The organism is Pseudomonas sp. MEJ108, from assembly GCF_030208985.1.
GTDB lineage: Bacteria > Pseudomonadota > Gammaproteobacteria > Pseudomonadales > Pseudomonadaceae > Aquipseudomonas > Aquipseudomonas fragariae.
This window is the reverse complement of the sequence record NZ_JARVSW010000048.1, coordinates 79,831-93,954: the sequence shown is the minus strand read 5'-3', so window position 1 is coordinate 93,954 and position 14,124 is coordinate 79,831. Positions and strand designations below refer to the sequence as shown.

Genomic DNA, 14,124 nt, shown 5'->3' with positions numbered 1-14,124 from the left:
CGATAGAGACTCCAGGGGAGAACGACATGGGCTCATTGGTCACGACTCGGCAGACCGCAGCGACGGTCGAAGAAGAGGCGCAGTACCTGACTTTCATGCTCGGTGGCGAGATGTTCGCCATCGGCATTCTGGGCATCAAGGAAATCATCGAGTACGGCAGCCTGACGGTGGTGCCGATGATGCCCGCCTTCGTGCGCGGGGTGATCAATCTGCGCGGCGCTGTGGTGCCTGTGGTTGATCTGTCGGCGCGCTTCGGGCGACAGAACTCGGCCATCACCCGGCGCTCGTGCGTGATCATCATCGAGGCCAACAGTGAGGACGGCCAGCCGCAGGACATCGGCCTGCTGGTCGACAATGTCTCGGCGGTGCTGGAGATTCCGGCGTCGCAGATCGAGCCGCCGCCGAACTTCGGTGCGCGAATTCGCGCCGACTTCATCAGCGGCATGGCCAAGGTCGACGGCAAGTTCGTGATCGTTCTCGAGGTCGACCGCGTGTTGTCCATCGATGAAATGTCCAGCCTTGCCGAAGCAGGCCAGTCGCTGCCGCCCGACGTCGACGCGACGTGAGGTCTGCACATGCCTGATACAGCGTCGCTCACCGATCGCGAATTCGGCCAGTTCCAGAACTGGCTGTACAACGCTGCGGGCATCAAACTGACGCTGGCCAAGAAAGCGCTGGTTGCCGGCCGCCTGTTCAAGCGTCTCAAGCATTACGAGCTGGACAGCTATGGCGAGTATTTCAAGCTAATCATGAACGATCAGCGCAACGGCGAGCTGCAAGTGGCGCTGGACCTGCTGACCACCAATGAAACGTATTTCTTCCGCGAACCCAAGCACTTCGATTTTCTGCGTCAGCAGGTGCTGACCAAGGTCACACCCGGTAAGGTATTCCGGATCTGGAGCGCCGCCAGTTCGTCTGGCGAAGAGCCCTATAGCCTGGCCATGACTCTGGCCGAGCAACTGGGCACCACGCCTTGGGAAGTGGTCGGCTCGGACATCAGCACCCGCGTGCTGAGCAAGGCGCGCAGCGGTCACTACCCTATGGAACGCACCGAGACGTTGCCGCAACCTTTGCTGTTCAAATATTGTCTGAAAGGCACAGGTCGCCAAGAAGGGACCTTCCTGATCGACAAGTCGTTGCGCAGCCGGGTCAGTTTCGTGCAGGTCAATCTCAATGACACCCTGCCGGATCTGGGCGAGTTCGACGTCATTTTCCTGCGCAACGTGATGATTTATTTCGATCAGGAAACCAAAAGCAAAGTGGTGGCGCGGTTGATCCCCCGTCTCAAGCCAGGAGGCTATTTCATCATCAGCCACTCGGAAAGCCTGAACGGTGTGAATGACATGTTGAAAATGGTCTCCCCTTCGATTTACCGCAAACCATGAACACGCCTGTCGGTGTAGCCGAAATAGTGCTGGGGCCTGGCGAAGTGGTCTTTCAGACCCGGCCGACTCGCCTGCGCACGTTGCTGGGTTCATGCGTGGCGATTACCTTCTGGCACCCGTGGCGGCGTATTGGCGGCATGTGCCACTTCATGCTGCCCGGGCGCATACGCCGGCATCAGCCACTGGACGGCAGGTACGCTGACGAAGCGATGGAAATACTCATTCGTCATGCACTGGCCAATGGCACGCTGCCGGAGGAATATCAGGTCAAGCTGTTTGGCGGCGGCGAAATGTTTCCTGCTCATCGCCATGACCCGCACATGCGCAACGTCGCTGACAGCAACGTTCATGCGGCGCTTGCGCTGGCCGAACAGAACCGCCTGAAACTGATGGCTCAGGACCTGGGCAGCACCGGCCATCGCAGCATCATCTTCGACCTGTGGGACGGAAACGTATGGGTCAGGCACCAACCAATGGAAGCAATGGAAAAAGATGCCAAACAAAAAAATCAGCGTACTGCTGGTCGATGATTCGGCTGTAGTTCGTCAGGTACTGGTGGCCATTCTCAACGACACCCCCGATATTCATGTGATGGGCGCGGCGTCAGACCCGATATTTGCCATGAGCAAGCTCGCTCAGGAATGGCCGGACGTCATTGTGCTGGACGTGGAGATGCCGCGCATGGACGGCATCACCTTTCTCAAGAAGATCATGAGCGAGCGGCCGACGCCGGTGGTGATCTGCTCGTCGCTGACCCAGAAAGGCGCCGAAACCTCATTGCAGGCGCTGTCTGCCGGGGCGGTGGAAATCATCACCAAGCCCACCACCGGGCTGAAGAACTTCCTCATCGATTCGGCTGCCGAGCTGGTTGCAGCAGTACGCGCAGCAGCCAACTCCAACGTCAGAAACCTCGGCAAGCGCACTGCAGCACCGGTGCTGAACCCGGCCAGCAAACTGACCGCCGATGCCATTTTGCCGGCTGCCAGCGGCCATGCCATGGCGCAGACCACTGAACGCATCGTCGCCATCGGCACCTCGACAGGCGGTACACAGGCACTCGAAGCGGTGCTGACGGCCCTGCCCCGCGTCTGTCCCGGCATGGTCATCGTCCAGCACATGCCGGAGAAATTCACCGCATCGTTCGCCGAACGCCTGAACAGCCTGAGTCAGATCGAGGTGCGCGAGGCCAGAAACAACGACCGCATCCTTCCCGGCCTCGCGCTGATCGCCCCCGGCGGTAAACACATGATGGTCACGCGCAGCGGCGCCTATTATCACGTCCAGGTCATCGACGGGCCGCTGGTCAACCGCCATCGTCCTTCGGTGGACGTGCTGTTCCGTTCGGTGGCCAAATTCGCCGGCAAGAACGCCACCGGCATCATCATGACCGGCATGGGCGACGACGGCGCACGCGGGCTCAAGGAAATGCTCGACGCCGGCAGCGCGACAGTGGCTCAGGACGAGGCCAGCTGCGTGGTGTTCGGCATGCCCAAGGAAGCGATCAAACTGAACGCGGCGCAGCGGATCATTCCGCTGCAGGAGATTCATCAGGTGATCCTGCACCGGTGAACCCGAAGCTGTCGCCGTGCAGCCAGCGTTTCTTTCGACACCCACGTTTCACGACACAAACCCCGGTCGCACGGCAATGCTCAGAAAAACAGCCTTACCGGGCCCACGGCGGCGGCAGCAAGGCCTGATGGTCAGCGCTGGACCTCGATGACCCTGAAGCCCCATCAGAGAATGAGACCAACTGGAAAAAAGGCTCGGCCTCCAGGTTCCTGTGCTGATTGGAAGTCCCTGATCTGTTGCTTTTATGCTCATTGCGATAAGACGCATAGCTCCAGTGCCCCGGGGAGACATCGGAGTCCGGGCGATGGCTGCTCTGCCTTACACCGGCGGAGCTCAACTCCTGTTCGATACTGCTGATCATCCCCCTCATTTTGCCCATGTACTCTGGGCTGTAGGTGTTGTCTGCACGGTCGGGCTTGGCGTAGATCGTGAACTGAGCGCCCAGCGCCACGCGCTGCTTTGCCGCCAGCATCTCTGCTTGCAGGCATTTCATGTCAGTCACTTTCCACGAGTCAACCGGACTGTCGCTCGCCTGCAGTATTTTGCCTATCGCATTGAATGCATGCGGTACATCCTCAGGTGCAACGCTGAGGTGGATCTTGTCTCCGGCAAACTCCCCCTTGCAGTTCGGCTCCAGGCGATCCATATGGATGAAGACCTCAGACTCCGTCATCTTGAAATGATTGGCGGCAGTCCAGCCACCGTGATTTTCACCCAACGCGCTTTGTGCGACGTCATAAGTGGGGGCACGATGGTTAACGGCGAAACGTGTCGGTGTATTGGCACGCACTTCGCTCTGATTCAAACGGCGCAATTGCGCACCTGCATCCTTCTTCAAGTCCGCTGGGCAATTGCCGTATTGAGTTTTAAATTGAAGGCGGGTCTGTTGATAGGCATAGCTTTTATACCTGCTACTTATCGGTCATGAAAAAGGGGGTTGCGCAGATAGCGCGGCATCTGCGCAACCTCTTCAACTCGCCGCTCTGCACTGGTCGTTGACGACCTCGCAGATAGCTGCCCGCTGAGCGGTCGACAGGTAAAACAGGTTCCATGAAGCAGGATCAGGAAAACTGATCGCCTTTCGAGAACCCGACATCGTGTTTGATCTTGCCGTTCTCGAACTGGTCCATCCATGGCAGCACATCGGCCCCGGCCGCTTTCAGGGCGCCCATGTTGTCTTTCACGGCCTGGTTGGCGCCGTCGCGCTGCTCGAAGTTACCGCCCCCGGTCCAGTTGGCGTTACCGACTTCACCGATTTGCGGCTTGAAGCCCGCGCTCGTAAGCGCCTTGATCTCCGATGACAAACGCGAAGAGGCATCGGCGCCGCTGGCGTACTCATGGATGCTGCCGATCAGGCCAGGGTTGTTGCTGCCATTGGCGGCTTTCAGCTGATCAGCGTATTTGACCAGCCCGCTTTCCCCGCCGGCCGTCAGACCACCACCCCAATTGCTGTCCTCCACCACGATGTCGCCTTTGTAACCAGCGTCGCGGGCTGACTTGATCAACGTGCTCTGCATATCGGCCCAACCCTGAGTGGCACTCTTGCCGCCCTCATTGAACGTATCGAGTACAAAACTCGGATGGTTTCCAAGGGCAGAAACCACGTTTTTGACATCGTCGGCGGCTTGTTGGAGCTTGTCGCCGGACAAGACATTGCCACCGCCGCCATTGGCGTTGTCACGAAACGTAAACTGAATCTTGACCCCTTGTTTGTCGCCGGCATCGACCATCGCCTTGAGTTTGGCCATTTGCGCCGGGTCATTGATCTGGTCATGGGTCATCTGGATGCGAAGTGTTCCCCCTCCGGCATTTTTCACGTCTTCGACCATTTTTTGCGCCGCCTCAGGAGACGCAATCCGGTCAGGAACCGTATTCGCGCCGCCATGAGAACCCAAGCCAGTGTTATTGAACGGTTGGGCTTGATTTGACTGCTCAGACAATCCTGAGTCTGGCGTCGAACTGGCAGCACCGCCGGGAGAAGCAGAAGCCCGACCTGGCCCGGACGAAGCAGGGGACGGGTTCTCGGAAGGTTTATTTGCAGAAGAGTTACTTGCGGAAGAATCACCGAGCAAGCGTTTCAGCAGCGCCTGAATCAGCGTCGTCAACGCCTCGATCAAGTCACTTTGATCGCCCCCTCCTGCTTGTCCATTCCCGGCGGTGGCGGTTGTCGGCGCGCCATTCCCCCAACTCACCGTGTTCGGCGAGCGCTGGGTACTTTCCGGAGGAAGAAAGTGCACGGCATTGCTCGACGATTTACCTGAATAGTCCGGACTCGGAGCCAGGTTGCCCGACGAGACAGGCGACCACCCCGGGCTGTTGTTGCTTACAGAGGTATTCATACTCATTTCATTACTCCTTTTTTGTGGAGGTAACGCGTTTGGGTGAACGGTTTTTTGTACAGGGTTTCAGAAATCCTCTTTATCGTCTTTTCGCGTTCAAGCAGATGAAACTCATTTGAAAGGGCCCTTTAGATAAGCCCGTTCTGCGTCTCGCAAGATGGCAATATCCACGGCGTTGGGTAGCAGTCTTTTGGCCTCGGTAATGTTTGCCAGCTTGACGCTTTGAGATTCAAAACCCATATCGGACGGTGTGCCATCTATGCGTTTGGCAAGGTAATAACGAGTACGGGATGTTGTTCGGTCGTAGTCACCGATAAAGCTGTGGAATTCCACCAGAAGCCCCGTCTCTTCGTAGACTTCCTTGAGTGCATTGGTCCTCAAGTTCAGACCGGCTTCCTGCTTTCCCTTGGGAAAAGCGTGCGTTGCGCCGAACGGGTGATTGGTCGGCTCGGTGATCCATACCCTGCCGTCGGGCTCAAAAATGATCGCTCCACTGGCGGGAGCAAGGTGCTGAGAACGCTTGAATTCCGGCTCTGTGAAGTTGACCGCCCGGGTTGTAAATCGGCGCCAGCCATCCATCGTGTCTGGGGGTGTAAATGATCTGAACGGCAGGTTGTTCATGCTGCCACGGACAACGCTGTGAGGTACAAAAACGGCGGTTGCGTATCGATCACGCCACGTATCCGCCGCGCTGGGTGACGTGGGGTTTTTAACAGTCACAACATCGCCGCGCTCGTTCTTTCGGCGATGAATATAAGGAAGCGTCTGCTTCATATCGACAAGCCACTTCTTCCGACTGATCAGTCTCTTGCCGAGCTCAATGCGTTCGCTGTGATTGCCAGGGCCGTGTTCTGCGCAAAGTGCGGCAATACGCGCATCCGGTATTTTTTCTATCGCTGCAATACCCTCGCGGATGTCATTACGCTCGATTTTCCGGAAGGCACGACTGGACGAATTGTCTTCACGAGACAGCATCGTGACCAGCTCCATGGGCGTGGTACCGAACTGATTACCCTTGTGCTCCCCTTGGGCGCGGAAGACCAGCGCACCGCCAAGGTCGATGCGCACGGGTTTGTTACGGTGATTGAAGATGACATTGTCCCCCGTCAGACCGATGACATCCCAGTTCGCCAGCCAGGCATCCACAGCAAAGCCGCACTTCAACTGACTATTTTTTGCCAGCGTATCGAGGTCTTTGGGGTTCCCTACTATCAGTTTTGAAATCAGTGCGGGCTTGCCTTTGCGGGACGCCAGTTCTATGTCAGGAACATCGATTCCTGCGGCACGGTACAGTCTGGAGGCAAGCACCTCGTTTCGAAGTCTATTGGCAGACGGGTTGGTTTTCACATACCACTTAACGCCATTGGGCGCTTGAAACAATCCACCTGGATTAGAGCCCTTGGCGCCAGAGAGTTGTTTCCATTTGTCAGTCTCGACGAGGGCGAATTCACCTCCCCTCTTGGACCGCCCTAAAACAGTCATGTCGACGACAATAAACTCACCGCTCCGGCGAGCCTGCGTAATTTCGTACCGGTTGGTGATATCCAGAATGACTTCGTGTTCACTCTTGCTGGCCGCCGATAACGGCAACCGGCTCTCACTGAGTGTCACACCCTTTGCACCACTGTGGTTGAGCGCGGGAACGGCAGGCATCGCTTTCAGTACAAAAAGAACCGGTGTTTCTTTTTTCCTCTTCGCGTTCACCAGCGCAAAGCCTTGCGAAACGGCTGACACTGTCGAGGCACTGGCCACCCCGGTCGCGGTGTAAACGCCTTTAACCACGCGCAGGCCGTGAATAAGACCATGGGCTATTTCGCGACTGCGGTAACCCCTGGAGGTATTCAGTAACAGCGACGCCGCCTCATCATCCAGAGATATCCCCCGATAAAGCACTTTAGGCTGATCCGACTTGGCCAACTCAATGGAGTAGCGCGGTATGGAGGCTCTCAGGTCCGCAAATTCTTCTTCGGTTGTTTCAGAGGCCGTGTACTTCTGCAGCAGTCGCATGAACTCTTTGCCGTCTATCGAATCCAGTACGCTGTCCTGCCGACCCGCCAAACGACACTCTTCGGCAGTATTGAATTGCTCCACTGGAACTCCCTTGCCTCGCCCTCGCGAAACAAAGTTGGGCACTTTATTACTGGCAGGCCCCAGTGCCGAGGTACTTTGAGCGTTTGAAAACCCAAGGTGACTAAAATTGTGTTTTACGGGATTTATCATTAAGCACTCCTGAACGTTCGTCTTGGGGCTCGCGATGAACATTCGTCCCTGGAATTACAGGCATCAGGACCTTTATCAGACTCGAACGCGATCAGCCGATACTCGCAAGGCAAATAGCCACTTTTCGGATTGATCCAATCATGGATAACGCCTGTTGATAATGAAGAGCCCCAAGAAAGCAGCCAATTGCTATCACCGAGAGAGTATTGAAAATAAGCCGAGCTTATAATTGGCTGAATGGCATTCATCGCAAACACTCATCGCCTGCATTTACTGGAAAATGGAGTAAATGAGTGTCGCAGTGTGCTGTGCGGTTCCATTAAGCAAACAAGAGAGGCTTCTTTAATGGAGAATTATCACTGTAAGTGATCGACATTCGTGGCGAATGTCTTAGAGCCAATGCAAGGAATACCTGAGCTACTTGCATGATCGTGGTGTGTGATGAAGTGATCAGACATAAGTCATACGACAACATATAAATAATGCACCATATTTAGTTACGTACCAACAGCTCAAGACGGCACACATTCGCTCAAGCAGAGCGTGTCGCAAACGTGCAGAAGGTCAACGATAGCTGGCCGGCCAATGCCCGGCCTGGATTTTTTCGACGTCACCCGCAGAGAAAATCGTCGGGCTGTTCGGGCACGCATGAGAAGATACCGGCACCTCACTTCAATACTTCGTTTTTCAGGCCACAAAGCCGACCGCCATGACCAGACCCGTAACGCTCAAGGATGTTGCCAACCATGCAGGTCTTTCCAAGGCTGCGGTGTCGCGCTATCTGAACCGAAGCATCAGCCTGCCGCCGGAAACCGCGCAACGTATCGACCTGGCGATCAAGGCGCTGGACTACCGGGGCAACAGTCTGGCCCGGCGCCTGAGCAAAGGCGGCAGTGAGACCATCGGCCTGGTGCTGCCGGACATCGCCAACCCGTTTTTCGCCGAGCTGGCAGACGCGGCCGAGGAAGAGGCGTCCGCACACGGTTATAACCTGGTGCTGTGTGTCACCCGCAACCTGCTTGAGCGCGAAAGCACGTTTGTGCGCTGGCTGGATTCACGTAACGTCGATGGCTTGCTACTGGTCAGCAACCATCCGGACGACGGCACGCTGGCCAGTCAGCTGATGAGCTACCGCAATATCATTCTGCTCGACGAAGACGTTCCCGGCACCTCGCAGCCCAAAGTCTTCGCTGACAACCATCAGGGCGGTCGCCTGGCGACTGACTATCTGATCCGCCATGGGCATCGACGCATCGCTCACGTTTCAGGGCCGTCGGCCTTGATGAGTGCTCGCGAGCGCTATGCCGGCTACCGGGAAGCGCTCGCGCTGGCGGGCATCGCAGAGGTGCCGGAATACCTGTGCTTTGGGGATTACAGCCGTGAGTTCGGGCGTATCGCGACCGCACAGCTACTCACCCTGCCCGACCCTCCGGGGGCGATTTTCGCCGCCAGTGACTTCATCGCCCTGGGCGTGCTCGATGTCCTGCGTGAGCGCACTATCAGCGTGCCCGGCGCCATGTCGCTGGTGGGGTTCGACGACGCCGTGTACGCCAGCCTGCTGACCCCGCCGCTGTGTACCATCCGCCAATCCTCCAGAGAGCTTGGCCGTCTCGGCGTGGCGCAACTGCTGCAGCGAATGACGGGCGGCGACTGTACACAGGACGTCGTGCGCGTACCCGTAGAGCTGGTCTGCCGGGGCACGGTAGCAACGCGCAGTGACTGATTGCGGGGCAACAAGTAACACCCGGCCTTAAATCGGTGCACTGCCGTTTGCCTCCTGAAAAGCCGATGATTGCGGAAAACTGTGGCGCATCAAGGCTGTACGGTCACAGGCAGGCATCGTGAAAAAATGGCACACAATCTGCTTTCTCCAGTTCTCAAACCTGAAGACAAAGCTCATTTGTCTTTTTTTTGAGATAACTGGTAAACCGGTTTACCGATCTGATTTGCCACATCGGCGATCAGGCTAGGAGGATGGCAATGCTGCGTTTGAGCAAGCGTTTCACCCTGACCCTCGGCGTTGTTTTGGCCTTGGCGTTGTCACCCATCATTCAGGCCCAGACCGGCAAACGTCTGGCTCTGGTACAGGTCAACCAACAGGCGCTGTATTTCACCCAGATTACCCAAGGCGCACAGGCGGCGGCGAAAGCTGCCGGAGCAGAGCTGGTGGTGTTCAACGCCAACGACAATCCGTCAGCCCAGAACGACGCCATCGAGGCCTATATTCAGGACAAGGTCGACGCCATTCTGGTCTGCGCCATCGACGTCAACGGTATCAAGCCGGCAGTCACCGCAGCCGCGCAGGCCGGGATCCCGGTGGTGGCAATCGATGCTGTGATCAATGGCGACAATGCCGTGCAGGTCGGCGTGGATAACCGCGAGGCAGCCCGACAGATCGGCCAGTACACCGGCGAATACATCAACCGCGAACTGGCGGGCAAAGCCAGCATCGGCGTGGTCGGAGCCCTCGGCTCTTATGTGCAGAATCTGCGTCTGGACGGCTTCCGCGAAGGCCTGGCGAAGGCCGCCAGCCAGGCGAAGATCGTCAATACCGTCGACGGTAACAATGTGCAGGACACCGCCCAGGCTGCGGCGGAAAACCTGCTGACCGCCAACCCTGATCTGCAGATCATTTATGCCACTGGCGAACCCGCCCTGATTGGCTCGGTTGCCGCGAGCGTGTCGCAAAGTGCGGGCGAGCGGGTCAGGATTTTCGGGTGGGACCTGTCCTCTCAGGCAGTGCAGGGTCTGGATGACGGCTCTGTCGCGGTGGTGGTGCAACAGAACACGCAGGCCATGGGCAAGACGGCGGTGGAGTCGGCGCTGGCGCTGTTGTCCGGAAAGACTGTGGCTCGCGAACAGAGCATTCCCGTCACGCTGGTGACCAAAGCCAACCTGGCAGCCTATCGCGCCGAATTCAAATAAGGGGCTCAGCATGCAGACGCCTGGCGAAGTGCCTCGGGTACAGATGAGTGCCATCACTAAACACTACGGCTCGATAGCCTCGTTACGCGGTGTCGATCTGCTGTTGCAGCCCGGTGAAGTGCTGGGGCTGGTGGGCGACAACGGCGCGGGCAAATCCACGCTGACCAAGATTCTGTCAGGTGCCGTGATACCGACCAGCGGACGAATCGCCATCGATGGCGAGGAAGTCAGTTTCAACGGCCCGGCAGATGCGCAGCGCTGCCATATCCAGATGGTGTATCAGGACCTGTCGCTGTGTGACACCGTCGATGTGGCCGGAAACCTCTTCATGGGCCGCGAACCGATGCGCCGCGTGCTCGGCGTGCCGTTGCTCGATGAGACGCGCATGCACCGCGAAGCACGGCAGATTCTCGAAGCATTGGGCATCACCATTCCGGATACCCGCGCGCAGGTACGACACCTTTCAGGCGGCCAGCGCCAGGCCGTTGCGATTGCCCGCGCGGCCGCCTTCGGGCCTAAGGTTCTGATCATGGACGAGCCCACCGCGGCCCTCGCGGTAGCCGAAGTCGAAGCGGTGCTGGAGTTGATTCGTACCATCAGCCGCCAGGGCGTCAGCGTGATTCTGATCACCCACAGGTTGCAGGACCTGTTTCTGGTCTGCGACCGCCTCATGGTGATGTATGACGGCGCCAATCTGGCCGAGCGAAGGATTGCCGACACCGACCTCAACGAGGTCGTCGAACTCATTGTCGGGCATAAATTCACTGCCCGCTCCGCTAGCGCCTGAAAGGATATGACGCCATGAAAACGCTCGATCTCACGCGCCAACGCATTCTGCCGCAGTCGCTGTTCAAGCGCCTGCTGCATGATTTTCCCGGCGTGGTCAGCATCGGCCTGTTTTTCGCCCTGTGCTTTGTGCTGTTCGCACTGGTGACCGATAACTTTTTAAGCGGTGCCAATCTGCTCAACGTTATCCGGCAAAACGCGCCGTTATTGATTGTCGCGGTGGCGATGACGCTGGTGGTCACCACCGGCGGCATCGACCTGTCGGTCGGCTCGACCCTGGCGCTGGTCGGTGCGCTGGCGGCCATGGCGCTCAATGCCTGGCACCTGCCCTGGCCGCTGGTTCTGCTCGGCGGGCTTGCGGTCGGCGCGATGATCGGGGCGCTGAACGGCTACTTCATCGCCTACGCGGGCATCCCGGCCTTTATCGTCACCCTGGCCACCCTGACCATTATTCGTGGCCTGGCGATGCTGCTGACGCAAGGCTATTCGATCCCCGTCCCACGCGAAGAAGCGGCGTTTCTGGCCCTCGGTCGCGGCTGGTTTCTCGGCGTGCCGCTGACCGCCTGGCTGGCCTTGCTGGTCACGCTGGGCGGGGTGCTGGTGCTCGGCAAAATGCGCTTTGGCCGCTACCTCACGGGTATCGGTGCCAACGCTGAAAGCGTGCGCCGCGCCGGGGTGAATCATCGCGGTGTGCTGCTGCGGGTCTACATGCTCAGCGGCATGGCGGCCGCCCTGGCCGGCATGATCGTCACGGCCAGGCTGGGCAGTGGTTCCTCGAATCAGGGCGAAGGTTTCGAACTGGAAGTGATTGCTGCCGTGGTCCTCGGCAGCACCAGCCTGTTCGGTGGCTTCGGCACGATTGTCGGCACACTGTTAGGGGTGCTTACCATGGCTGCAATCAAGAACGGGCTGATTCTGGCCCACGTCTCACCGTTTTACACGCAAATCGCCACGGGCCTGATCGTACTGCTGGCGATCTGGCTGAACACACGCATTCTACGTACCGGCCGTCCACTCGGGAGGGCTGGAGCATGAGCCTGTTTCGTCATCCTTCACCCCTGCCCCTCGGGGTCGACAGCGGCCATGCCATGACGGTGCTGGGGCCGGTGCCGGTCGAGCGCCTTGGCGTCACCCTGATGCACGAACACATTCTGCTCGACGCTTCAGGCAAATGGGTCGCACCCAGTTGCTGCGGCGAGCGACACCTGGCCGAGCGCCCGGTGAGCATCGAACTGCTTGGCGAACTGCACATGAACCCGCTGGTCAGCCGCGACAATTGTCAGTTGTTCGATGTCGATCTGGCCTGTGAGGAGCTGCTGAAGTACCGGGCGCTGGGCGGGGAAACGGTGGTCGATCCGACCAATCTGGGCATCGGCCGCGACCCGCAGGCCTTGCAGCGAATTTCCCGTCTGACCGGCCTGAATATCATCATGGGTGCCGGTTTCTATCTGGAACCCTCGCACCCGCATTACGTGCATGAACGCTCGGTGGAACAGCTGGCGGAGCAGATCATTCATGACGTGGGTGGTGGTGAAGAGAAGCCCGAGGTGATTGCCGGCCTGATCGGCGAGATTGGTGTTTCCGCCGCGTTCACGGATGACGAAGAGAAATCACTGCGCGCCGCAGCCCGTGCAAGTGCCGCGACCGGCGTGCCGCTTTCAGTGCACTTGCCAGGCTGGGAGCGCCTCGGCCACCGGGTACTGGACATCGTTGAGGCAGAAGGCGCCGACCTGCGCCACACGGTGCTGTGCCACATGAACCCGAGCCACAGCGACCCGGCGTATCAGCATGCGCTGGCGGCACGCGGCGCGTTTCTGGAATACGACATGATCGGCATGGGTTACTACTTCGCCGACGAGCACGCGCAGTCGCCCAGCGATGAGGAAAACGCACGGGCCATCGTCGCCCTGATCGAGCGCGGCTTCGGCTCGCAGGTGCTGTTGTCTCAGGACGTTTTTCTGAAAACCATGCTGACTCGCTATGGCGGTCATGGTTATGGCTACCTGCTGAAACACTTTGTCCCGCGCCTGCGCCGTCATGGCGTTACCGGCGAACAACTCGAAAACCTTTTGATCGATAACCCGCGCCGGGTCTTCCAGCGCGGCTTCCAGGCTCCTTTTTCATCGCAGAGGAATGCAACGTCATGAAACAGTCCGTATTGCTGGCTGGCGAATCATGGGTCAGCACGTCAACCCACATCAAAGGCTTCGATCAGTTCGACAGCGTCACTGCGCACAATGGCGCGCGGCGCTTGCTCGCGGCGATGGCAGACAGCGACTATCAGATCACGCAGATGTGCGCCGATCAGGCCCAGACCGACTTTCCGGCCACGGTCGAGGCACTCAGTCAGTATCAGGCGGTGATCCTTTCCGACATCGGTGCCAATACCCTGCTGCTGCACCCGGACACCTGGCTGCGTGGCAAGCGTACGCCCAACCGCCTCAAAGCCCTTCGCGAATACGTCTTGCAGGGCGGTGCATTGATGATGGTCGGCGGCTACTTCAGCTTTCAAGGCATCAACGGCGGCGCGCGCTACCGCGGAACGCCTGTCGAGGAAGTCTTGCCCGTACGCTGCCTGCCTTACGACGACCGTGTCGAAGTGCCGGAAGGCTTTCTGCCGCAGATCCACAGCGATCACCCGATACTGCAAGGCCTGGGCGGCGAATGGCCTTACCTGCTTGGCTACAACGAAGTTGAATTGCATCCCGAAGCTCAATTGCTGGCCACCGTCGAAGGCTCTCAACACCCGTTGCTTGCCGCGCGCGAGGTCGGTGCCGGACGCACGCTGGCGTGGACCAGCGACCTTTCCGAACACTGGCTGCCAGAAGTTTTTCTCGACTGGGAAGGCTATCGCCGCTTCTGGATCAACAGCCTCGGCTGGCTGACCCGCCGTACCTGAC

Annotated in this window: 12 protein-coding genes and 1 pseudogene; 10 read left to right on the top strand and 3 right to left on the bottom strand. The window is 58.6% G+C overall.

What is annotated here, in order from left to right; translation table 11 throughout:
- The first annotated feature begins 26 nt into the window (after positions 1-26).
- Genes QRN50_RS20010 through QRN50_RS19995 form a run of 4 tightly spaced genes read left to right on the top strand, consistent with a single transcriptional unit; the run spans position 27 to position 2,954 of the window.
- Positions 27-566, top strand: a complete 540-nt coding sequence (locus QRN50_RS20010; RefSeq protein WP_003403299.1) for a chemotaxis protein CheW — start codon at positions 27-29, stop codon at positions 564-566.
- 9 nt (positions 567-575) lie between these two features.
- Complete coding sequence (locus QRN50_RS20005) at positions 576-1,385, top strand: CheR family methyltransferase (RefSeq protein WP_003403300.1); 810 nt, start codon at positions 576-578, stop codon at positions 1,383-1,385.
- Positions 1,382-1,915, top strand: a complete 534-nt coding sequence (gene cheD, locus QRN50_RS20000; protein WP_003403301.1) for a chemoreceptor glutamine deamidase CheD — start codon at positions 1,382-1,384, stop codon at positions 1,913-1,915. Before QRN50_RS20005 ends, cheD begins: the two co-directional genes overlap by 4 nt.
- Positions 1,878-2,954: a protein-glutamate methylesterase/protein-glutamine glutaminase gene (locus QRN50_RS19995; protein ID WP_032654594.1), complete on the top strand. Its 1,077-nt coding sequence runs from the start codon at positions 1,878-1,880 to the stop codon at positions 2,952-2,954. The genes cheD and QRN50_RS19995 overlap by 38 nt, the downstream gene beginning before the upstream one ends.
- A 94-nt stretch (positions 2,955-3,048) precedes the next feature.
- On the opposite strand, the pseudogene ospF reads toward QRN50_RS19995, so the two are convergent.
- From ospF to QRN50_RS19980, 3 genes and pseudogenes are all read right to left on the bottom strand, one after another.
- Positions 3,049-3,851, bottom strand: a pseudogene (ospF, locus tag QRN50_RS19990) (type III secretion system effector phosphothreonine lyase).
- A gap of 164 nt (positions 3,852-4,015) precedes the next feature.
- Positions 4,016-5,293 (bottom strand): cellulase family glycosylhydrolase, encoded by a 1,278-nt coding sequence (locus QRN50_RS25755; protein WP_410003786.1) that lies wholly within the window; start codon positions 5,291-5,293, stop codon positions 4,016-4,018.
- A gap of 111 nt (positions 5,294-5,404) precedes the next feature.
- Entirely contained in the window at positions 5,405-7,513 is a 2,109-nt protein-coding gene (locus QRN50_RS19980) for an NUDIX hydrolase (protein ID WP_186828282.1), read from the bottom strand.
- 709 nt (positions 7,514-8,222) lie between these two features.
- Between QRN50_RS19980 and QRN50_RS19975 the strand changes: the two genes are divergently transcribed.
- The 6 genes from QRN50_RS19975 (at position 8,223) to QRN50_RS19950 (ending at position 14,123) form a co-directional block, all read left to right on the top strand.
- Positions 8,223-9,236, top strand: coding sequence for a LacI family DNA-binding transcriptional regulator (locus tag QRN50_RS19975; protein ID WP_096127213.1), 1,014 nt, complete (start codon positions 8,223-8,225; stop codon positions 9,234-9,236).
- Between the two features lie 257 nt (positions 9,237-9,493).
- The gene (locus tag QRN50_RS19970) at positions 9,494-10,438 is read left to right on the top strand and encodes a substrate-binding domain-containing protein (RefSeq protein ID WP_032654600.1); all 945 of its coding nucleotides are present in this window, start codon (positions 9,494-9,496) and stop codon (positions 10,436-10,438) included.
- Positions 10,439-10,448: 10 nt separating this feature from the next.
- The gene (locus QRN50_RS19965; protein WP_024638556.1) at positions 10,449-11,225 is read left to right on the top strand and encodes an ATP-binding cassette domain-containing protein; all 777 of its coding nucleotides are present in this window, start codon (positions 10,449-10,451) and stop codon (positions 11,223-11,225) included.
- Between the two features lie 14 nt (positions 11,226-11,239).
- Positions 11,240-12,259, top strand: coding sequence for an ABC transporter permease (locus QRN50_RS19960; RefSeq protein WP_003371220.1), 1,020 nt, complete (start codon positions 11,240-11,242; stop codon positions 12,257-12,259).
- Positions 12,256-13,371, top strand: a complete 1,116-nt coding sequence (locus QRN50_RS19955; protein ID WP_053275767.1) for a phosphotriesterase family protein — start codon at positions 12,256-12,258, stop codon at positions 13,369-13,371. Before QRN50_RS19960 ends, QRN50_RS19955 begins: the two co-directional genes overlap by 4 nt.
- A complete protein-coding gene (locus QRN50_RS19950; protein ID WP_096127214.1) occupies positions 13,368-14,123 on the top strand; it encodes a glutamine amidotransferase in 756 nt (251 codons plus the stop codon). Before QRN50_RS19955 ends, QRN50_RS19950 begins: the two co-directional genes overlap by 4 nt.
- The last annotated feature ends 1 nt before the right edge of the window (position 14,124 follow it).